24 protein-coding genes are annotated in these 20,328 nt (G+C 65.8%); 12 read left to right on the forward strand and 12 right to left on the reverse strand.

What is annotated here, in order from left to right; all coding sequences use genetic code 11:
* Positions 1–23 precede the first annotated feature (23 nt).
* Positions 24–2,165, forward strand: coding sequence for a phosphoribosylformylglycinamidine synthase subunit PurL (purL, locus tag GJ631_RS05905; RefSeq protein WP_156708260.1), 2,142 nt, complete (start codon positions 24–26; stop codon positions 2,163–2,165).
* Here the strand turns inward: purL and GJ631_RS05910 are convergent.
* The 3 genes from GJ631_RS05910 to GJ631_RS05920 form a co-directional block, all read right to left on the reverse strand.
* Positions 2,143–2,718 carry a phosphatase PAP2 family protein gene (locus GJ631_RS05910; RefSeq protein WP_156708261.1) on the reverse strand — a complete coding sequence of 192 codons (576 nt, stop codon included), beginning with the start codon at positions 2,716–2,718 and terminating at the stop codon, positions 2,143–2,145. The two genes, purL and GJ631_RS05910, sit on opposite strands and share 23 nt — an antisense overlap.
* Before the next feature lie 315 nt (positions 2,719–3,033).
* Positions 3,034–4,797: an ABC transporter substrate-binding protein gene (locus tag GJ631_RS05915; RefSeq protein ID WP_156708262.1), complete on the reverse strand. Its 1,764-nt coding sequence runs from the start codon at positions 4,795–4,797 to the stop codon at positions 3,034–3,036.
* 56 nt (positions 4,798–4,853) lie between these two features.
* Positions 4,854–6,116, reverse strand: coding sequence for a hypothetical protein (locus GJ631_RS05920; protein ID WP_156708263.1), 1,263 nt, complete (start codon positions 6,114–6,116; stop codon positions 4,854–4,856).
* An 86-nt stretch (positions 6,117–6,202) separates the two neighbouring features.
* On the opposite strand from GJ631_RS05920, the gene GJ631_RS05925 reads away from it, so the two are divergent.
* Both GJ631_RS05925 and GJ631_RS05930 read left to right on the forward strand, forming a co-directional pair.
* Positions 6,203–6,790, forward strand: coding sequence for a dolichol kinase (locus tag GJ631_RS05925; RefSeq protein WP_156708264.1), 588 nt, complete (start codon positions 6,203–6,205; stop codon positions 6,788–6,790).
* Positions 6,791–6,855: 65 nt separating this feature from the next.
* Complete coding sequence (locus GJ631_RS05930) at positions 6,856–7,182, forward strand: hypothetical protein (RefSeq protein WP_156708265.1); 327 nt, start codon at positions 6,856–6,858, stop codon at positions 7,180–7,182.
* Between the two features lie 20 nt (positions 7,183–7,202).
* Here GJ631_RS05930 and GJ631_RS18495 read toward each other — a convergent pair whose 3' ends face one another.
* From GJ631_RS18495 to GJ631_RS05945, 4 genes are all read right to left on the reverse strand, one after another.
* Positions 7,203–7,367, reverse strand: a complete 165-nt coding sequence (locus GJ631_RS18495) for a hypothetical protein (RefSeq protein WP_197424856.1) — start codon at positions 7,365–7,367, stop codon at positions 7,203–7,205.
* Between the two features lie 31 nt (positions 7,368–7,398).
* Positions 7,399–8,187, reverse strand: coding sequence for a creatininase family protein (locus tag GJ631_RS05935; RefSeq protein WP_156708266.1), 789 nt, complete (start codon positions 8,185–8,187; stop codon positions 7,399–7,401).
* Between the two features lie 38 nt (positions 8,188–8,225).
* The gene (locus GJ631_RS05940) at positions 8,226–9,779 is read right to left on the reverse strand and encodes an AarF/ABC1/UbiB kinase family protein (RefSeq protein ID WP_156708267.1); all 1,554 of its coding nucleotides are present in this window, start codon (positions 9,777–9,779) and stop codon (positions 8,226–8,228) included.
* Between the two features lie 83 nt (positions 9,780–9,862).
* A complete protein-coding gene (locus tag GJ631_RS05945; protein WP_156708268.1) occupies positions 9,863–10,219 on the reverse strand; it encodes a cupin domain-containing protein in 357 nt (118 codons plus the stop codon).
* Between the two features lie 72 nt (positions 10,220–10,291).
* Between GJ631_RS05945 and GJ631_RS05950 the strand changes: the two genes are divergently transcribed.
* Complete coding sequence (locus GJ631_RS05950; protein WP_156708269.1) at positions 10,292–10,972, forward strand: Bax inhibitor-1 family protein; 681 nt, start codon at positions 10,292–10,294, stop codon at positions 10,970–10,972.
* A gap of 5 nt (positions 10,973–10,977) precedes the next feature.
* Here the strand turns inward: GJ631_RS05950 and GJ631_RS05955 are convergent, their stop codons facing one another.
* Entirely contained in the window at positions 10,978–11,187 is a 210-nt protein-coding gene (locus GJ631_RS05955) for a hypothetical protein (RefSeq protein ID WP_156708270.1), read from the reverse strand.
* Positions 11,188–11,268: 81 nt separating this feature from the next.
* On the opposite strand from GJ631_RS05955, the gene thyA reads away from it, so the two are divergent.
* Positions 11,269–12,294 carry a thymidylate synthase gene (gene thyA / locus GJ631_RS05960; RefSeq protein WP_156708271.1) on the forward strand — a complete coding sequence of 342 codons (1,026 nt, stop codon included), beginning with the start codon at positions 11,269–11,271 and terminating at the stop codon, positions 12,292–12,294.
* Positions 12,291–12,788 carry a dihydrofolate reductase gene (locus tag GJ631_RS05965; RefSeq protein ID WP_156708272.1) on the forward strand — a complete coding sequence of 166 codons (498 nt, stop codon included), beginning with the start codon at positions 12,291–12,293 and terminating at the stop codon, positions 12,786–12,788. Before thyA ends, GJ631_RS05965 begins: the two co-directional genes overlap by 4 nt.
* A 3-nt stretch (positions 12,789–12,791) precedes the next feature.
* On the opposite strand, the gene GJ631_RS05970 is transcribed toward GJ631_RS05965, so the two are convergent.
* Positions 12,792–13,190, reverse strand: a complete 399-nt coding sequence (locus tag GJ631_RS05970; protein WP_156708273.1) for a DUF5518 domain-containing protein — start codon at positions 13,188–13,190, stop codon at positions 12,792–12,794.
* Positions 13,191–13,478: 288 nt separating this feature from the next.
* Here GJ631_RS05970 and GJ631_RS05975 point away from each other — a divergent pair, with 288 nt between their 5' ends.
* Both GJ631_RS05975 and GJ631_RS05980 read left to right on the forward strand, forming a co-directional pair.
* Positions 13,479–14,753: a helix-turn-helix domain-containing protein gene (locus GJ631_RS05975; RefSeq protein ID WP_156708274.1), complete on the forward strand. Its 1,275-nt coding sequence runs from the start codon at positions 13,479–13,481 to the stop codon at positions 14,751–14,753.
* Between the two features lie 55 nt (positions 14,754–14,808).
* Complete coding sequence (locus tag GJ631_RS05980) at positions 14,809–16,860, forward strand: bacterio-opsin activator domain-containing protein (RefSeq protein ID WP_156708275.1); 2,052 nt, start codon at positions 14,809–14,811, stop codon at positions 16,858–16,860.
* A 21-nt stretch (positions 16,861–16,881) separates the two neighbouring features.
* Here the strand turns inward: GJ631_RS05980 and GJ631_RS05985 are convergent, their stop codons facing one another.
* Complete coding sequence (locus GJ631_RS05985) at positions 16,882–17,238, reverse strand: co-chaperone YbbN (protein WP_156708276.1); 357 nt, start codon at positions 17,236–17,238, stop codon at positions 16,882–16,884.
* A gap of 86 nt (positions 17,239–17,324) precedes the next feature.
* On the opposite strand from GJ631_RS05985, the gene GJ631_RS05990 reads away from it, so the two are divergent.
* The 4 genes from GJ631_RS05990 (at position 17,325) to psmB (ending at position 19,851) form a co-directional block, all read left to right on the forward strand.
* Positions 17,325–17,996 carry a metallophosphoesterase gene (locus tag GJ631_RS05990; RefSeq protein WP_156708277.1) on the forward strand — a complete coding sequence of 224 codons (672 nt, stop codon included), beginning with the start codon at positions 17,325–17,327 and terminating at the stop codon, positions 17,994–17,996.
* Between the two features lie 57 nt (positions 17,997–18,053).
* Entirely contained in the window at positions 18,054–18,302 is a 249-nt protein-coding gene (locus GJ631_RS05995; RefSeq protein ID WP_156708278.1) for a hypothetical protein, read from the forward strand.
* A 123-nt stretch (positions 18,303–18,425) separates the two neighbouring features.
* Positions 18,426–19,160 (forward strand): archaeal proteasome endopeptidase complex subunit alpha, encoded by a 735-nt coding sequence (gene psmA, locus GJ631_RS06000; protein WP_156708279.1) that lies wholly within the window; start codon positions 18,426–18,428, stop codon positions 19,158–19,160.
* Positions 19,153–19,851, forward strand: a complete 699-nt coding sequence (psmB, locus tag GJ631_RS06005) for an archaeal proteasome endopeptidase complex subunit beta (protein ID WP_156708280.1) — start codon at positions 19,153–19,155, stop codon at positions 19,849–19,851. The genes psmA and psmB overlap by 8 nt, the downstream gene beginning before the upstream one ends.
* A 2-nt stretch (positions 19,852–19,853) precedes the next feature.
* Here the strand turns inward: psmB and GJ631_RS06010 are convergent, their stop codons facing one another.
* Both GJ631_RS06010 and GJ631_RS18500 read right to left on the reverse strand, forming a co-directional pair.
* Positions 19,854–20,090 carry an HTH domain-containing protein gene (locus GJ631_RS06010; protein ID WP_156708281.1) on the reverse strand — a complete coding sequence of 79 codons (237 nt, stop codon included), beginning with the start codon at positions 20,088–20,090 and terminating at the stop codon, positions 19,854–19,856.
* A 5-nt stretch (positions 20,091–20,095) separates the two neighbouring features.
* Positions 20,096–20,266, reverse strand: coding sequence for a hypothetical protein (locus GJ631_RS18500; protein ID WP_197424858.1), 171 nt, complete (start codon positions 20,264–20,266; stop codon positions 20,096–20,098).
* Positions 20,267–20,328 lie beyond the last annotated feature (62 nt).

Below are 20,328 nucleotides of genomic sequence, written 5' to 3' on the forward strand. Positions count from 1 at the left end.
ACCCGAAAGAAGCATACGGATGAATGCCACTCGCGCCGTCGGACCGCGAACTCGTCGTCGAGGAACTGGGCCGAGACCCAACGCCCGCTGAGGAAACGCTGTTCGAGAACCTCTGGAGCGAACACTGTGCGTATCGCTCCTCGCGGCCGCTGCTGTCGGCGTTCGACAGCGAAGGCGACCAGGTCGTCGTGGGGCCGGGTGACGACGCCGCCGTCGTCGCGCTCCCAGACCCAGAAACCGGCGAGAACAGCGAGACGTACATCACGATGGGTATCGAGAGCCACAACCACCCTTCCTACGTCGACCCGTTCGACGGCGCCGCGACGGGCGTCGGCGGCATCGTCCGCGACACGCTGTCGATGGGCGCTTACCCCATCGCGCTCGCCGACAGCCTCTACTTCGGTGACTTCGACCGCGAACACTCCCGGTATCTCTTCGAGGGCGTCGTCGAGGGAATCTCCCACTACGGCAACTGTATCGGCGTCCCGACGGTGACCGGGTCGGTCGCCTTCCACGACGACTACGAGGGCAACCCGCTCGTCAACGTCGCCTGTATCGGTCTGACCAACGAGGAACGACTCGTCACGGCCGAAGCCCAGACGCCGGGCAACAAACTCGTCCTCGTCGGCAACGCCACCGGGCGAGACGGCCTCGGCGGCGCTTCATTCGCCAGCGAGGACCTCGCGGAGGACGCCGAAACCGAGGACCGCCCGGCGGTCCAGGTCGGTGACCCCTACGCCGAAAAGCGACTCATCGAGGCCAACGAGGAGTTGGTCGACGAGGGACTACTGCGGGCCGCACGCGACTTGGGTGCAGCGGGGCTCGGCGGCGCTTCCTCCGAACTCGTCGCCAAAGGCGGTCTCGGCGCTCACATCGACCTCGAGGCGGTCCACCAGCGCGAACCGAATATGAACGCGCTGGAAATCCTGCTTGCGGAATCCCAAGAGCGGATGTGTTACGAGGTCCGTCCGGAGGACGTCGACCGCGTCGCCGAAATCGCCGCAAAGTACGACCTCGGCTGTTCGGTCATCGGCGAGGTGACCGAGGGCAACTACGTCTGTGAGTTCGACGGCGAGGTCGTCGTCGACGTCGACGCGGACTATCTGGCGGAGGGCGCGCCGATGAACGACCTGCCGCACACCGAACCCAGCCAGCCGGAACGGGACCTGCCCGACGTGGACCTCTCCGAGGCCTTCGAGGCCGTCGTCGCCTCGCCGAACACCGCCTCGAAGGAGTGGGTGTACCGCCAGTACGACCACGAGGTCGGCACGCGGACGGCGATGAAACCCGGCGACGATGCGGCGCTGATGGCCATCCGAGAGAACGGCACCGGCCTCGGGTTCACGTCGGGTGCCGACCCCAACTGGACCGACACGGCCCCCTACGAGGGCGCTCGTGCAATCGCCCTGGAGAACGCCACGAACCTCGCGTCGAAGGGGGCGACGCCGCTTGCGGCCGTCGACTGTCTCAACGGCGGCAACCCCGAGAAACCCGACGTGTACGGCGGCTTCCGTGGCATCGTCGACGGCCTCGCCGACATGTGTAGCGACCTCGACGTGCCGGTCGTCGGCGGCAACGTCTCGCTGTACAACGACTCCCCGTCCGGTCCGATTCCGCCGACGCCGACGCTCGCGATGGCGGGCACGAAGGTCGGCTACGAAGCGCCGAGTGCCGCCCTCGACGGCGAGGGAACGCTCTTGGTCGTCGGTGGCTCCGACGACCGCTCGCTGGGCGGGTCGGAACTGCTATCGCAGTTCGACGGCACCGACCGGTTCCCGGCAGTGCCAGAAAATGCGGCAGAGGTCGTCGCGGCCATCGTGGAGGTAGCCGACTACGAAACCACACACTCCACCCACGACGTGAGCCACGGCGGCCTCGCGGTCACGCTCGCCGAAATGGTCGGCGAGGCTGGTGCCGACGTGACTCTGCCGGACGAAGGTTCACCGCTCGAGGCGCTGTTCTCGGAGGCCGTCGGCCGCGTCGTCGTCGAGACGACCGACCCCGAATCGGTTCGGAAGCGCTTCGACGGCGTCGCACCTGTCGAGAAACTCGGTGAAGCGACGGAGACGGGCCGACTCGAACTCGCCGTCGGCGATGTCGAACTCGACTACGCTGCCGACGCCATCGCGGACCTCCGAGACGTCATTTCGCGCGAGTTGGCATGAGGTTCTGAAGGCTTCGACTCCACCGCCGAAGCCGGGGGAATTCCGGTGGGTCCTCCTCCATCTGCTGTCCGATTTTGACGCTCACGACGCCGAGGAGGATGCCGAAGATGACGTCCGTCGCCCAGTGAATCCCGAGATACATCGTCGCTACCACGACGCTCGACGCGAGGAGGGCGGCGACGGGCGTCCACCGCGGGTACTCGTCGTGTGTCGTCCACGCGAGGACCAGTGCGGTGACCGCCATCGAGGTGTGCAGCGAGGGGAACACGTTCGTTTCGGAGTTGACGACCTTCGTGAGGAACTGATACTGTGAGTGGTGGCTGAACATCAGTCCCTCGACGGCCCCCGACAGCAAGTTTCGGGGGCCGTAGGCGATGAAGATGACGTAGCAGGTGACGCCGATGATGTAGTTCGCACCGTAGGCGACGATGGTCCGTCGGAGCGGCCGCGGGTCCGGGAGCGCGAAGTACGCGACCACCGGGAAGGCCAGCAGGAACACGTAGCCGTACACGTAGATGGACGTGAAGTACAGCGTCAGTTCCGGTGTCGCCATCGACTGTAGCCAGACGACGACCTGCGGGGCCTGTCCCCCGATAGAACGGCGCCAACAGCATCCCGTCGAGTTTGTGGATGTACGGCGTGATGTTCCAGCCGATAATCCACGAGATGTCCGGGCCGATGTCACGTGCGACCTTGTTCGCCACGAGGACGATGCCGAACAGCCCCATATACGGCGCAATCGACGTGAGCCGTGTGCGGTACTCCATGCGCGTCTCCCGCAACCGGTCACGGCCGATGAACAGCGCCGCCCCCGCGGCGAGTAACAGGGTCACGACGAGCAACAGCTGTGTGAGGACGATGCCGAGCATTACGCTGCACCCCGTCTGACGAGTCGGTCGTTGTCGTCGTACTGGTAGCCGGCCTCACGGAACGCATCCCGTGCCGCCGGCACGTCGAGTTCACCGTCCTCGCCGAGGAACGGTAGCGATGCCGTGCCGGACCACTCCAGTTCGGACGGTTGCCACGTCCCTCCTAACGGTGTCTCCGATGGGCTGGCGTACCCCTCGAAGGTGTCTCTGACGATGTGGCCGCGGTCGAGCAGGCGGGCGACGGTGCGGCGGAACCGCGGGTTCGACAACGGGGCATGCCGACAATTGTAGCCGACGTGGTGGAACGTCTTCGAGCGGTCCACGGTGAGGCCGATGTCGTCGTTCCGGCCGATTCGCGGCACGACCGAGGCGCCGACGCCACTCACCGTCCCGTCGGCATCGTTCGATTCCAGCAGTTCGACGGCCGCGTCGTCGGATGGAACGACCGTGATGCGGAGTCGGCTGAAGGGAACGCCGTCGGCGAATCTGTCCGGGATTCCCGTCGAATCGCCATCGTGCAGGAAGTGCTGCGGGAAGGCGTCGAGTGTGAGGTAACTATCGACGCTCGCGTCGTTGAACTGTACCGGTCCACTCCCGACGGGCGATTCGTTTGGCCAGACCAGCGCCTCGGTCGTCTGACCCGCGATGTCGATGCCAGCGATGTCGACGGTGTCGCTCCGTTCCCGCCAGACGTGTTCCGGGAGGACGGGCACCTCGAGCGCTCGCCGTGCGGGTTCGATTTCCGAAGCCGTGAACGTGATGTGTACGTCCGTGTCGTTTCTGGCACGGACGGATTCGACGAGCGAGAGCCGCCCCCGGTGCCGCGGCGTCGGAACGGCCGTCTCGGAGTTGCCGAGCGACGTGTCGGTCAGGAACTCGTAGGTGAAGGCCACGTCGTTTGCGGTCACCGTCTCGCCGTCGTGCCACGGCGTCTCCCGGAGCGTGAGGGTCGCCGTGAGTCGGTCGCCATCGTTCCACTCGATGTCGCGTGCGAGCCACGGTATCGACTCCCCGTCTATCGTTCGAGCCAGCGGTTCGTACAGCAGGCCAGTCACGATACCGCTGTCGCGGTACTCGACGGCTATCGGATTCCGGTTTTCGGTCACACGTGGGTCCCGGATGAGAAGGTGTAAGCGGTCGGTCTCACCGGTGCGCACCAGCGGAAGGTAGTCCGTCGGACGGTGGATGCCGCCGTTGGGCCACCCCCGATACCGGTCGGTTCGGACGCCGGCGATTCGGTCCGGAAACGCGACGACGCTGAACGGTTGCTTCTTGACGACATCCCGTTGAATCTCACGAACTACTTCCGCTCTGTCCGCCCCGGAGAGGTGTCGCTGCTGGTCCAAAATCTCGTCCATCTCGAGGTCGCTGAAGCCGAAGGGGTTCTGCCACCCTGCCTCCTCGCCGTAACTGGAGTACAACAGCGACCGGAGTTCGTCGGGGTTCCCCTGTGCCGGATAGCGAGTGACGTATATGTCGAAATCGAGATTGATGAGGACGTTCTGGAAGAGCTCGCTCGACTCCATCGGGCTGACCGTGGTGTCGATGCCGGCTCGAGTGAGGTTGGTTGCGAGGCGGTTGGCGATACGGACCGCGTAGGGGTCCTCGGATGCGGGGACCGTCGAGATAGAGAGCGACAGCTGTTCGGAGGCTTCCCGACCGGCGATACTCCGGAGCTCGCTGACACAGCCACTCGTGGCCGTGAGTGCTCCGAGACCGCCCGCGAGTACCGCACGGCGGCGGAGGGCTGAGTCGGGCGCCATGCGTATCTCTATGTTCTCGTACGAATACGTATAAAGTTCTCCGTCGATGTCGGGTGTTACAAGTATCCTAACAGTGGTGCACCGAGGGTAAACAGCCAGCCGAGGGCCCCGACGACGAGCGAATCGGGTCGGCTTTCGCCCGATTCGCGCATGGCTGCTCCGACGGCGACGAGGCCGACCGCGAGCAGTACCGCCCCGCGGTGTAACACCACGCGCAGCGGCAGCACCGAGACGCCCATCGCGGCGAAATCGACGACGAAGGCAGCCCCGAGTCCCACCGCGGCGAAGGCGAACGCCCACACGCGGTCGGAGCCCCTCCCCAGCAGGTACGCAATCGCGGGTGTCCCGACCGCGAGTGCGATGTACAGCGGCGCGGCGATGGCCTTCGGTGGGAGTGCCGGAAACGTGGTCTCGAGGAGGATGCCGACGTGGCGCACGGCCGTATACAGCGCGAACAGTGCCCCGCCGAGGCCGAGTTCGCGGCGGTGCTGCCGGAAGAACTGCACGGTCTCACGTTTCATGCGCCGGCTCCGACCGACGACACCGAACAGCGCCAACGGCAGGAGCGCGCCGACGAGTCGAACCCCGGTTACCCACCCGTCGGCGTCCATCGTACCGTTGTCGTACGGCATCCGGACGACCTCCTCGACGTAGGGTTTGTCCATGAAGTCGCGTTCGATGGCCCGTTGGGAGTCGCTGATTCCGGTCACGGTGTGTCGGAGCCGAAACCAGTCCCAGTGTTCCTCGTGGCTCTGGATGGCGGTCCACTCCTCGTTCGGGTCCTCGTAGGCGCGAATGTGGCTCCGTGACCCGAGGTACGTCCCCGAGTGGAGTTGGTAGGATTCGCCGAGCCACCGGCCACCGCCGTCCGTTTCGACGTAGACGTATCGGTTCGCGCCGGTCGCCGGCGCCCACTGGATGATTTCGGTGAGGTTGGTCGCGTTCGTGTCGATATCGACGCGGTCGGCCGACACCGTATCGCTGTCGGCTTCATAGTCGGCGTCCGGGTCCGACTCCCACTCCAGGGCCGACTGCTCGGTGAGCGCCGTGCGGATGTCGCGAGGGTTCCCGTAGAAGACGATGTTGATGCCGAGGGTTCGACTGCTGTGGTCCGGGCGCCTCGCGGTGTAGGGCCACAGCTTGGTGCCGTTGTCCGTCGGTTCGACCAGCTGCGGCTCCGAGGGCTGCTCGGTGGGAACGCCCCACAGCGGCCACTCCGCGAGGACGATGGCGCCGCCGAGACTCGCGACGAGGACGAGCGCGGCGGCGACCCACGCCGCCTCGTCCCCGATATCGAATTCGCCTTCCGAGTTGCCCATTCACGTCCCGTACGGACCGACGCGTACAAAAGTCCACGGCAGTCGCGGAAAGTTGGACCTAAGTCCCCCCATACCGACGGACGGGTATGTCGCTCGAGTTGGGTCGACGCCTCGTCCACGCTTCCGGTGCCGTGGTCCCCGGTGCGTATCTGCTGGACGAACACGTCCTGGAGGTCGGTGTCGTCACGTGGCCACTCATCCAAGCGGTGGCTATCGCGGGCCTCGTCCTGACTGGCGTTCTCGAATTCGCCCGCCTCTACGGCGGTCTCGAGCACACCTTCTACGACCGCCTCACCCGCGAGTACGAGCAGGACAGCATCGCCGGCTACGCGCTGTACGTCCTCAGCGGCACCGTCGTCGTCCTCCTGTTCGAACCGCGAATCGCGGTGCCCGCGCTGTTCATGCTGACACTCGGAGACCCGGTCAGCGGGATGCTCTCGTCGGGAGAACTGCGAACCGTGAAACGTCCCCGCGTCCTCGTCGGGATGTTCACCGTCAGCCTCCTGTTGGCTCTCCCGTTCGTCCCCGTCGTCGCTGCCGTCGCGGGGGCGGCGGGGGCGACGGTCGCCGACGGCGTCAAACCCATCGTTCGCGGGTTCGTCGTCGACGACAACCTCACTATCCCCATCGTCGCGGCCGTCGCGATGTGGGCCGCCATCTATTTGCTTCCGTAGTGGGCCGTCCCGACCACTGAGATTGGCTGGATGATATATGTGATATCGGGGAAAAACGCCCACACATGAGCTTCGATTGGGAAGACGTGACTGGCGTGGTTGTCGTCGGTCTGCTGCTCATCGCACTTGGATTGACCGTCGCGGGCATCGAGACGCTAGCTGGGTTCGACGTGCTCGCCGCTGGTGACTCCGCGGTCGGATACCTCGCAGCCGGGAACTTCAGCGTGGGCGTCCTTTCGGCAGGCGTCTTCTCGGTCGGCATCTTCGCGGCCGGGATTTTCTCGGTTGGCGTTTTCGCTATCGGTATCTTCTCGATAGGTATCTTCTCGTTCGGCATCTACGCTGCCGGCTTTTACGCCGTCCGACGGTACGTCAAATCGGCCGAAAACTGAGGGGTGGAGAACGTGGCGACTTAACCCAAAAGGAGCGGCACACCGAAGACGACGGCCATCCCGACGAGCGCGACGACGAAGCCGACAGCCACGTCACGGGCAGTGTAGTCGCTCTGCGGTGCGGTGGTTCGCTCCTCGGACGATTCGTGCGGGTGGTGTTCGTGGTCAGCGTGGTCGTCGCTCATACCCATCGCTGGGACCGGCCGGTACTTTGGCCTATCGTTCCTCGGTCCGCTCGCGGACGTGGTCTCGCGGGCCGAGCGTCTCCCAGGGCTGGGCGTCCAGCCACGTACACAACTCGATTAGCTGCTCGCAGGCGGCCTCGAACAGCTGCTGGCCCTTCTCGGCGGAGGCGTCGGTCGGGTCGCCGAAAGCGCCGTTGTCGGCGTTCTCGATGGAGTCGTAGAACAGTCTCGCACCGTTTCGATGGGTGGCCGCGGATTCGATATCGGTCAACCCGCCGTCTCGGGCGGCTTCGAGTTCGCCCTCCCGAACGAGGTCGGCGATGTGCCACACCATCGAGGTCTCCTTCGGACCCGCGTGAGGGCCGTTCTGTTCGAAGAGGTCGTCGACCAACTCCGGGATGGACTCGTCCCACATCCACTCGACGGCGTAGGCGGCGGCGTCCTCGTGGAGTCGTCGACCGACCTCCTGAAGATGTTCGACGTTGCCGCCGTGGGCGTTGACGTAGACGATGCGGTCGATGCCCTGATAGACGAGGCTCCGGGATAACGACTCCATGTAATCGCGGAAGACGGGCGCGTCGACCGACATCGTCCCGTGGAACTGGCGGTGGTGGGGACTGACGCCGATGTTCACGGTGGGCGTACACAGCAGGTCGGCGCGGTCGGCGGCCGCCCGCGCCAATCCCTCCGCGATGACGTGGTCGGTCGAGAGCGGTAGATGCGGTCCGTGCTGTTCCGTCGAGCCGACGGGGACGACTGCGAGAGATTCCTCGGCGAGATGGTCGCCGGCTTCCGGCCACGTCGCGTCTCCGAGATACATGTTCGGGTAGTCGAGACCGGGGACAAAGAAGGGTGTCCCTACGCGGCTCTATAAAACAGGAACAGAAAGACTGCCCCCGCGGCCACGCCGAGGAACTCGTAGGGCTGGCTGTGAAACGCCAACACCGAACTGGCGACGAACAGCGCACCCGCAATCACCGCATAGCCGACGGCCCGGCCCGTCGAATCGTCCTGTCGGTCGGTTTTGACTCGTAGTTCGTTCCGCTCGATGCGGTCCAACAGCCTGTCGGCCCGCGTCGGCAGGCGAGCAAGCGCCGGGACCGAAGTCCGAACGTCCGAGGTAATCTCCCCGGCGACGTTTCGGACTTCCCGCTGGAAGAGGCCGTGTTCGAGGAGGAACGACCGGACGAAGGCGACGAAGTCGAACTCGGGGTCGAGTTGCCGGCAGACCCCCTCGGCGACGGTCCCCACCCGGATGAGCAACATCACGTTCGGCGGAATCCGGAACGGGAAGTCGTGAAGCATCTCGAACAGTTCCGTGAAGATGTCCCGCCAGTCGATGTCCGAGCGGCCTTCGAGGTTCTCCATCGCGAGTTCGACGACGTGGCGGACCTCCGTTCGGTCGACCGTCGGCGAGAGCACGTCGAGGGCGACGAGGGCGTCGATGATGCCGTCGGCGTCGCGACGCGCCAGCGACTGATAGAGGTCGACGATTCGCGCCTGCGTCTCCGGGGCGAGCCGCTCGCTCATCCCGTAGTCGAAGATGAGCAGTCGGCCGTCGTCGAGAACGGCGAGGTTACCGGGGTGGGGGTCGGCGTGGAAGACGCCGTGTTCTAGCCCCATCGTGAGATACACGTCGGCGATACGGCGGGCCATCTCCTCGGGGTCGACGCCGACGCGGTCGAGTGCGCCCTCGTCGGTCACCTTCCGACCGGTGACGTACTCCATGACCAACACCCGTTCTGTCGTCCGCGCTTCGTCGACCTCGGGGATGTACACCCGGTCGTCGTCGGCGAAGTTCTCGCCGATGTCCCGCATCATCCCCGCCTCCCGCTGGAAGTCCAGTTCCTCGAGGATGATGCGCTCGAAGTCGTCGGCAATGTTCCGAACCGAGTACTCTTGGCGCTCGCTGGCGAAAAACCCGACGACGGGGACGAGTCGCCTGATGACCCGGAGGTCGCGCTCGATTCGGGGTTTCAACCCCGGCCGCCGGACCTTCAGTGCGACCGTCTCGCCGTCGACGACCGCGGTGTAGACGTAGGCCAACGACCCGCCAGCGACCGGGTCGAGCGTCTCGGCGTCGACCGCATCACCGAGGTCTGCCGCGACTAGTTCGGCCGGGTCCTGTCCGGTCTCCTCCGGCACCTCGTCCTGCAGCGTCGCGAGCGCCTCGGCGTACACCGGCGGAACGATGTCGGGACGGGTCGACAGCACCTGTCCGGCCTTGATGAACGCCGCGCCCAACTCCAAGAGCGTCTCGACCAACCGCTCGGCGCGCCGACGGTGGGTCTCTTCGGGGACGTGACGGGACCCGCCGAAGAGGATGAACCGCCGCCGGTCGCGGAGCAACGCGACCGCAAACGGCAGCAGGCGCACGGTGACCTGCAGGAACCGCCGATTGAATCCCCTCATTTCGCCACCGACCGGGCATCGATGGAGTGCCCTGACATACGCCCCGTTTGAATGGCCCGCGTGAAATACGTACCCGACGCCGATTAGGGTGCGCCGGCGACGACGACCCGGAGCCGTTCGTCGCCGTGGTTGTGCAGTTGCCGCCACGTCTCGCTCCCGACGCGAATCGCCTCCCCCGAGGAGAGCGTCGCCTCAGTCTCGGGCGGTTCGTCCTCGCTCCCGCCCAACTGGACGGTAAGTTCGCCGTCGACGACGAGGTACACCTCTTCTTGGCCGTCGCCCGCGTGGTCGTGGGGCTTCCCCTTCGCCTCGGGTTCGAGTTCAAGTAGCGTCACGCCGAGGTTCTCACAGTCCAGTGGCTCCCGGAAGAACCACATCCCGCCGTACTCCTCCGGAACGACGCTGTCGATGTCGCCGGTGCTCGCCGTCTCGTAGTCCATACCGTCTTTTCGCCCGGTCGGATGTTAAACGTGGGCCAAAGCGTATATTCGACCACGGATAGCAGTCCGGGTATGGAAACCTACTCGACGCCCGGTCGAACCGCCTACCCACGGTTCCGCAGCGTCGCGGTGCCCGCGGCGGCGCTCGTCGCGGTCAACATCGCCCTGATGTACGTCGTCGCCGCGACGCCGCTGTCGGCGGTCAACGATGTGCTGTTTTCGGTGCCGATACTCGGCCTCATCGTCTATGGCGCCGCTCTGACCGGCGGGAACATCGCGGCCGAACGCGGACTCCAATCCGGTTCGATGGCGCTGGCGGCGTTCGGTACCCTCCTCCTGCAGGTCGCATACGGCCTGTTCGGCGGCGGCGTCCTCGGTCGAGCGCCCGCGGACCTCCGTGGGACGCTGTTGGCCGTCACGCTCGCCGTCACCGTCGCGATGACCGTCGCCATCGCGGCCTACGTCTACCTGCGGGACGCCGAGTTCGACCACTGGAGCACGTGGTCCTTCGGCGCGTTCATCGTCGGCGCCGTCCTCGTGTTGGTCGGGTCGTTCGTCACCGTCGTTCTCGCCGTCGGCTTCCTGTTCATCTTCCTCGGGTTCGCGTTGCGACTCGGCTACGAAATCTGGCATGTTAAGGCGAACTACGACCCGAACTCCGCGTTGGTGCACGCACTCGGCATCTACGTCGCCTTTACCGGTGTGTTCGTTCACGTCCTCCAGATTGCGCTCCGGATGTTCGCCGAGCGGTGAACGCGCTACTCGTCGTGCTCTACGGCGTCGGCGATTCGCTCGGTGGCGCGGACGAGTCGCCAGAGGAGATAGACGACGAAGACGAGAGCGACGGCAACGGCCCCAAACAGTAGCTGTTGGGCGATGAGGAGGCTGTACAGCAGTGCGATAGCGGCGACGACGGCGACGATGGCGGGGCCGGCTTTGATACGGTCCCGCGGTTCCAGGGAGGGCATGACTTCGACCTCGCTCGGCCGGGAGAAAACGGTTCGGACCGAACCGTTTTACCCCCTCGGTGCGCCACCAACGGATAGTAAATGCGCCAGTATCTCGACCTCGTCTCGGACGTACTCGCCGAGGGGACGTACAAACCCAACCGGACCGGTGTCGACACGGTCGCCTCGTTCAGCCACCACTACGAGGTCGACCTCGCCGAGGGGTTTCCCCTGTTGACGACGAAGAAGATGGACGGCTACCGCTGGAACTCGCTCATCCACGAACTCATGTGGTATCTCTCGGGGGAGGAACACATCCGAAACCTCCGCGAGGAGACGAAAATCTGGGACGCGTGGGCCGACGAGGACGGTCATCTCGACACAGCCTACGGCCGCTTTTGGCGGCGGTTCCCGGTTCCGGAGGGAACGAACCGACTCCCGGGCGAGAGTTGGCCCGACGATAGCCACCGCTGGACGACCACGGAAACGGCCCCCGACGGCACCGAACGGCAGGTCTTCGACCAACTCCAGTACGTCCTCGACACGCTCGAAGAGAACCCCCACTCCCGACGATTGGTCATCAATGCGTGGCACCCGGCGAACGCCGCCGTCTCGACGCTGCCGCCGTGTCACTACACCTACGTGTTCAACGTCCAGGGCGACCGTCTGAACGTCCACCTCACCCAGCGCTCGGGGGACATCGCGCTGGGCGTGCCGTTCAACCTCGCGGCGTACTCGCTTTTGGCTCACGCCGTCGCCAACCGAACCGACTTCGAGGTCGGCTCGTTCGGCCACACCATCGTCGACGCCCACGTCTACTGCGGGGAGGGACAGCGCGGCGAGTGGTACGCGGACAATCTCGGGCGGCTACAGGAGCGACTCGATGGAGTCTCGGACTCCTCGGAGTACGGCGACGTGCGGGCGTGGCTCGAATCCGAAGCCCCGGCAGAACCCGACGGTGAGGGCTACGACCACGTCCCCGGACTGTTGCGGCAACTCACCCGCAAGCCGCGCGACCGGCCGCGCATCGAGGTCGCCGACAAGCCGCTCGACGAACTCACCTACGACGACATCCAGTTACACGAGTACGACCCCGCGGACGGACTGGAGTTCGCGGTCGCCGAATGACGGTTCGGCTCTCTCTGGTCGCTGCCGTCGCCGAAAACGGCGTCATCGGTGCCGACGGCGAGATGCCGTGGCACTACCCCGAGGACCTCGCCCACTTCAAGGAGACGACGATGGGCCATCCGGTCGTGATGGGTCGGCGGACCTACGAGTCAATCGAGCGGCAACTCGACGGACCGCTGCCGGGGCGGACGAACGTCGTCCTCTCGCGGCAGGAGTCTCTGTCGCTGCCGGAGGGCGCCGTCCACGCCCACGACACCGACGAGGCACTCGAACTCGCCGAGAACGCACTGGACGGCGACCGAGAGTGGGTGTACGTCGTCGGCGGTGCGACCGTCTACGAGGCGTTCATCGACGACGCCGAGGAACTGGTCGTGACCGAGGTACCGGAGGCACCCGATGGCGACACGCGGTTTCCCGAGTTCGGCGAGGAGTGGCGCGAAGTCGACCGGGAGACGGACGGGGAGTTGGCGTTCGTCACGTACCGCCGGGCGTAGTCGTTACAGTTCGTCTTTGGCGTAGATACCGAGCACGCCGCCGAGTGCGCTCAATCCGACCGTGAACACGAGTCCGAAGGCGATGATGAGGAAGCCGAAGATACCGAGTGCGGCTGGACTGTTCGGCGCACCGAGGAGCAACGCGACGACGAAGAAGCCGACGAAGAGTAGCGGTATCGCGGCGAAGACGCCGGAAATCGCGCCGACCTTGGCACCGTGTTCGGTGTCGCCACCTTCGAGGTATGCCGCCACGCCGCCGCCGATAACCGGCGAGACGAACGGGATGAAAAAGCCGCTGACGACGCTGACGAGGGCGCCAATCAAGGCGTTGATGTAGGTGTTCGAACTACCCGGGGACTGCTCGCTGTCGACCGCTGCCGAGGTGGAGGGCTCGGAAGCCATGGTCCGATGTTCGTCCCGGTGTGCATAAAAACACCGGGCGCACATCGGCTGTTACCGGCGAACGTCCCCCCGTTGAGAGCCACCCTTTCGACGGCCCTCGCTCGTCGCCGACCTCCAAGGCGTCGCCGAGGGCGCTGCTGCAACCGAACCGGCGCATACAGTGGCTCAAAGTCGCTATATCGGCCGAAACGTTCAAGAGCGAATGCAGTCGAATGTACCGATGGTTCCGATGGTCGGTGGCCCGATTCAGAGGGATTTTATAAGCCGCCGGCGTGGTGAGGAATACTGATGGCACGGTCACGCGGGACGTGGGTCGTCCCTCTCTTCGTCGTGAGTCTGCTTGTCTGTGCGCTCGCAGCGCCCGCGGCGGCCGGCGGGGACGGTTCCGTCACCGGCGAAGACCAGTTCACCCAACAGCAACTCGCGGCGCCAGCACCGGCAGTCGTGGAGACGCTGGCCACACAGGAGTTCGACGCTGACCGAACCGAGTTCCGAATCACCGTCTACGGAAACGGGTCGGCCGAGTGGCAGTTCCGCTACGAACAACGCCTCGAAACAGACCAACAGCGCTCCGATTTCGAGGCGTTCGCCGAGGATTTCAACACGAACGAGACCGACCTCTACCGGAACTTCCAGAGCAGAGCGCAGTCGCTGACCGACGCGGGCACGAACGCCACCGACCGGGAGATGTCCACCGAGGGGTTCCGACGTGACGCCCGGGTCGAACAGCTCGGGCCCGCCGGCGACGAGTTCGGCGTCGTCGAGATGTCGTTCACGTGGGTCGGGTTCGCGCCCGTCGAGGGCGATACCGTCGTCGTCGGCGACGTCTTCGAGGGCGGGCTGTACATCGGCCCTAACCAGACCGTGGTGTTTCAGCACGGCGACGGCATGGTGTTCCAATCAGTCCAGCCGGATGACGGCATCCAGTCGGGCGAGACGCTCGCCGAGAGCGACTCCGTGACGTGGGAGGGCGAGCGAACGTTCACCGACAACCGCCCGCGTCTCGAACTCGTCCCCGAATCGGCGGCGACGACGGCGACGCCGACCGAGGCGACGACGGACCCGGCCGGCGACGGCGACTCCGGATGGCTGCTTCCCGTGGGGATTCTCGTCTTCGTCGTCTTCCTGGGTGCCGTCGGCGCCGTCGCCTATCGTTCGGGCGCGTTCTCCGACGACAACCCCGGGGCGGCGGCGACGGCTGACGACGACGGTGACGCCGGCGCTGCCGGCCAAGCGGCGGGTGCCGCCGCGGGGACGGCGGCCGACGAGAGCGCCCAGCAAAGCGCCGCCGACACCGATTCGGGGACGGCCGTCACCGAGGAGGAACTCATCCCCGACGACGAGCGGGTCGTCTCGCTGTTGGAGGACAACGGCGGGCGCATGAAACAGGTGAACATCGTCGAGGAGACCGGGTGGTCGAAATCGAAGGTGTCGATGTTGCTCTCGGATATGGAGGAGGAGGGAACCATCTCGAAACTCCGCGTCGGCCGCGAGAACATCGTCTCGCTTGCCGGCCACGAACCCGACGCCGCGGGGTCGCCGTTCGAGGACGACGAGGACTGACCCAGCAGCTGAGGTCGACGGGGGATTTTATGGTAGCCAACGCCTCTCTCCGAATATGGGCGGACCGACGGGGGATGGAACGGCCGACGACATGCCGACGGCGTATCGACGCCTCGCCGACGCCGTCGACGACTGGCTGTTCGTCGTCGATGCGTCCGGGAAGCTCTCGGCAGTCAACGACGCCTTCGCCCAGTTGACCGAGCGCAGTCGAACGTCGCTCGTCGGTGCCGATGTCGAATCCGTCGTCGAACCGCCGGGTGGCGAGTGGCTCCGACAGCGGTGTCGGTCGCTCCAGCCGGCGGAAACGGCGCAACTCCACGTGACGCTCTCCGCTGGAGACGCCGGAGAGGGCATCCCGTGTTCGGTCGAACTCTCGGCGGACGGCGACGAAACCGTTGCCGTCTGCAAGCCCTTGACGGCCGACGAGCCGAACCACCTCGAACGTCGTGAGGCCACGCTTCGGGAAACCCACGAAGTCATCGCCGACCGCGAACGGGACTTCGACGAGCAGGTCGACGCGCTGTTGGAAATCGGTCAACGGGTGACGGGCACCGCTTACGCGACGTTGGCACGGATTCGGGGCGACGACTACGTCTTCGAATCGGTCATCTCCCCGGCTGACGACGTCGAACCGGGCGACGTGGTTCCGATGTCGACGCGGGTGTGCGAACGGACGGCCGCCAGAGAGGAGTCGCTCGTCTTCGAGGACATCAGCGCCGAAGCGCCGGAGTTGGCCGACCGCGGCGACAGAGAGCGTCTCGACGTGAACTGCTATCTCGGCGCGCCGATTTTCGTCGACGACGAGGTCCGAGGGCTGTTCTGTTTCTACGGTCCCGAAGCCGGTGCCGACGGGTTCTCCGAGTGGGACGTGACGTTCGTCGACCTCGTGAGCAGGTGGATTGGAACGGAGTTGGAACGGCAGCGCCGAACCGAACGCCTCGCTGCGGTGAACGAACTCGACGGAGTCGTCCGTGAGGTATCCGATGCCGTCATCGACCAGTCGACGCGCGAGGAAATCGAGGCGACCGCGTGTCGCTGTCTCGCGGAGTCGGACTCCTACGACTTCGCGCTCCTTGGCGAGGTAGACGCGGAGTCACGTTCGTTGGAACTCCGGTCGGCGGCCGGGGTCGCCGTTCCGTCGGAGGAGTGGTCGCTTTCCGCTCCGACCGACGGCTCCGACAAATCCGGCCCGACCGAAGCGGCGATACGACACCACGAGCTTCGGACGCTTCGGGACGTTCGCGGCGACCCGTCCGTGGAGTCGTGGCTCCCGATGGGCGACAGCGACGTCCGGTCGGTGGCGTCCGTTCCGGTCGTCTACGAAGGGTCGCTGTACGGTACTCTCGTGGTCGCTACCGAGCGGATAGAGGCATTCGAAAGCGAGGAGCGCGCCGTACTCGAACACCTCGGTGAACTCGTCGGCCACGCCATCGCGGCCGCCGAGCGCAAGCGGGCGCTGATGAGCGACGACGTGACGGAACTGGAGTTTCGGGCCAGCGACTACGCCCCATCGGCCGGCGACGGCACTGTCAGGTTCGAACGGAGCGTTCCGCTCGGCGACGACGAATTTCTGGTCTACGGGACCGTCGACGAGGGTGCCGTCGACACGCTCGAAACGTTTGCGGCCTCGCGGGCGTCCTGGACCGAAATCGAGGTGTTCGGCGACGGCGGCGACGAACGGTCCTTCGAAATCGAACTGTCCGAACCGCCGCTGCTCTCGTCGATGGCATCCATCGGCGCGTCGGTCCGACAGGTCGTCCTCGAGGACGGTGACCTCCGGGCGACGGTCCGCGCTCCCTGCGGCACCGACGTTCGGCGAGTCATCGACACCGTACAGGAGACGTTCCCGGAGGCCGAACCGCTCGCGCGCCGACAGGTGACGCGGTCATCTTCGGCAGCCACCTCCTCAACGGTGGCCGACGAGTTGACCGACCGCCAGCGGGCGGCCCTCGAGGCGGCGTACTACGCCGGGTTCTTCGAGTGGCCACGGGAGCACTCCGGGGAATCGGTCGCCGACTCCCTCGGCGTCTCGCCGCCGACGTTCCACCAGCACATCCGTGCGGCCGAAAACAAGGTCATGCAGGCGTTCTTAGAGGACGGCGAGTGAACGTCGGGCGTCGTCGCGGCGTTACTCCAGCGCCGACACAGCCTCTGAGGCGTTCGATTCGAGGAAGTCGACGACGGCTTCCGTCCCCTGGAAGCCGCTCGATTTCCGGGCGACGACCTCGCCGTCCCGGAACAGCAGGAGCGTGGGGACCGACTGGACGTTGAACCGCTCGAGGAGGTCGAGGTCCTCGCCCGGGTTCGCCATCCCGACGGCCACGTCGGTCGCTTTGGCCACGTTCCCCAGTACGGGTTCCATCGCCGCACACTTCGCACAGCCCTTCGTGTAGAACTCCACGAGGGCGATGTCGTGTTCGGCGACGAACGCGTCGAGGTCGTCGCTGTCGTTCAGCCGCGTCGGCTTTGCAGTGATGTTGGTCATATCCACAGTACGCGGGAACGCCACAAACCGTTGTCGGCGGCGAGGGGTCCAAAAGGATTGTCGGCGTGGCGGTCGTAGGTCCAGCCATGCGAATCGGACTCGTCTCGGACATCCACGCGAACCTCCCGGCACTGGAGGCAGTCCTCGACGATATGCCACCGGTCGACGACGTGGTCTGCGTCGGCGATGTGGTCGGATACAACGCCTGGCCGGCCGCCTGTGTCGAGCGCGTCCGTTCGGTCGCCTCCGTCACCGTACAGGGGAACCACGACCGGAACGTCGAGACGCCCGAGCGCTACGTTCACAACGAGATGGCCCACGCCGGACTGGAGCACGCCCGCTCGGAACTGGACGACGACCAGCGAGCGTGGCTGGCGGACCTTCCGTTTCGGGTCGACATCGCCGACGGCGACTATCTCCTCGTCCACAGCCATCCCGACGAGGAGCGCCGGGGTTCCTACGTCCGTCCACGACAGTTCCCGGAGATGCGGCCGTATCTCGACGACTACGACGGCATCGTCCTCGGTCACACCCACATCCAACACGAGGCGACGATAGACGGTCGCCTCGTCGTCAACCCCGGGAGTATCGGCCAACCGCGGGACAACGACCCGAACGCGGCGTATGCGGTCCTCGACACCGACACGGACTCCGTCGAGTTGCGTCGCGTGGAATACCCCGTCGAGCGTGCACAGGCGTTCGCCGAGCGAGTGGGACTGCCCGAACGGACGGCCGAGCGGTTGGCAGAGGGGCGTTGAGCGGTTCGGTACCGCGTGGCCTGTAGGCTTTTGTGGACCGCCGGCGAAGAGGACGGCATGTCCGACCAACTGGACGCGCTCCGAGAGGCGTTCGAAGCCGACGGCTACGACGTCGCCGACGTGAGCGACAACCGCGGTCAGGTCAGGGTCGCGCTCCTCGAGGAGCGCCCGGAGGCCGACGCCCTTCGTGAGGTGCTTTACGGCGTCGTCGACGAGGAGGACGTTCTCGGGCCGAACATCACGACCGAGACGACCGACGGTGCCGACGGCGTCCGTACCGTCCTCACCTTCCGACGGCGGGATTGAGTGTCGCGGCCGAAAGGTTCCTAAGTGCCGAAGCGAGTCCGGGCAATGCTGACCTCTTATGAGGTACGTATATATACCCGGTGCCATAACCCGAGGTGAAGGCCGCAGTGGCCCTCTATCACAATGCAAGGAAACTCACAGCAGCAGGCGTACGACCGGGGAATCACAATCTTCTCTCCCGACGGGCGCCTCTATCAGGTCGAATACGCTCGCGAGGCCGTCTCCCGCGGCACCGCGAGCGTCGGCGTCCGAACCCCCGACGGCGTCGTCTTGGGCGCCGTCCGGCGCGTTCGCTCGCCGCTGATGGAACGGTCGTCGGTCGAGAAACTCCACAAGGCGGACGACCACGTCGGCATCGCGAGTGCCGGCCACGTCGCCGACGCGCGCCAACTCATCGACTTCGCGCGACGGCGCGCACAGACCGAACGCCTCCGCTACGACGAGGCGATACCGATAGAGACGCTGACCAAGTCCGTTACCGACCACATCCAACAGTACACCCAGACTGGCGGGGCCCGTCCATTCGGCGTCGCGTTGCTGGTCGGCGGCATCTCCGACGGCGAGCCGCGACTGTTCGAAACCGACCCCAGCGGGACGCCCTACGAGTGGCAGGCGACTGCCGTCGGCGGCGACCGCGAGGCGATTCAGTCCGTCCTCGAAGAGGGCTACAGCGAGGACCTCGACCTCGAGGGCGGCATCGGACTGGCGCTGCGCGGGCTGGCCGCGACGAACGACGAACTCTCGGCCGACGGCGTCGAAATCGCGACCATCGATGCCGAGACGGAGTCCTTCGAGACCGTCTCGACCGAGACGGTCGAAGAACACCTCGCCGAAATCGGCGGTGAGAGCGATGAGTAACCTCCCCCGAACCGGCGAGGACCACGGCCGTTCGCCGTACGAACCGGAACTCGGGGACCTCGAGTCCACCTCCGGAGACGAGGAGTCGGTCAACAAGACGGGAACGACGACTGTCGGTATCGCCACCGAGGACGCCGTCGTCATCGCGACCGACATGCGTGCCTCCCTCGGCGGCCGGTTCGTCTCGAACAAGGACGTCCAGAAGGTCGAACAAATTCACCCGACGGCCGCACTGACGCTCGTCGGCTCGGTCGGCGGCGCCCAATCGTTCATCCGGACGCTTCGGGCTGAATCCTCGCTCTACGAGAACCGCCGCGGGAAACCGATGGACATCCCGGCGCTGTCGACGCTCGCCGGCAACCTCGCTCGCGGCGGTCCGTTCCGGGCCATCCGACCCATCCTCGGCGGCGTCGACGACGAGGGGAGTCACGTCTACTCCATCGACCCTGCCGGCGGCGTGATGGCCGACGACTACACGGTCACCGGTAGCGGGATGCAACTGGCGTACGGTGTTCTCGAGAACGATTACGCGCCGGACCTCTCGACGGAAGAAGCCACCTCGCTCAGCGCCCGTGCGGTCGAGGCGGCCGTCGAGCGCGACACCGGTTCCGGCAACGGCGTCTTCCTCGCCACCGTCACCGACGAGGGCGTCGACATCCGGGGCCACAAGGACTTCGCTGAACTCCGATAGCGCTACTGGACGGGGTCCGCGGAGTTGGAACTCTCCGAGAGCCGGTTCCGTCCCTCCTCGGTCAGGGCGTAGGCGCCACCGCTGGTCGCCATCCTGATGTGACCGTCCTGCTGGAGGTCGTAACACTGCCGGTCGACTGTCACCGGATGCCGGTCGAGTTCCTCGGCAATGGCCGTGACTGGCAGTTGCCCCTGTTCGTCGAGCAGTCGCAGTATCGTCCGTGGTGGTCCTGTAACCATCTGTGTTATCGGCTGGATTCGCTCTGCTGCGGTCGAACGACGTTCTCACACGCCGGACACTCGGCGTACATCCGACGTTCGTCGTCGGCTTCGTATTCGATGAGCACGAACGCGTTCGGTACCGTCGCACTGCAGGACGGGCACCGACCCGCGGCCTCCGTCTCGTGTGTGTTCATAGGGTGTGATTCTCTCGTGGCGGGGTGCTCTGGCGTCGCTGTCGTTGGCTTCGAGTCGGTAT

It is taken from the genome of Natronomonas sp. CBA1123 (assembly GCF_009741925.1).
Lineage (GTDB): Archaea > Halobacteriota > Halobacteria > Halobacteriales > Haloarculaceae > Natronomonas.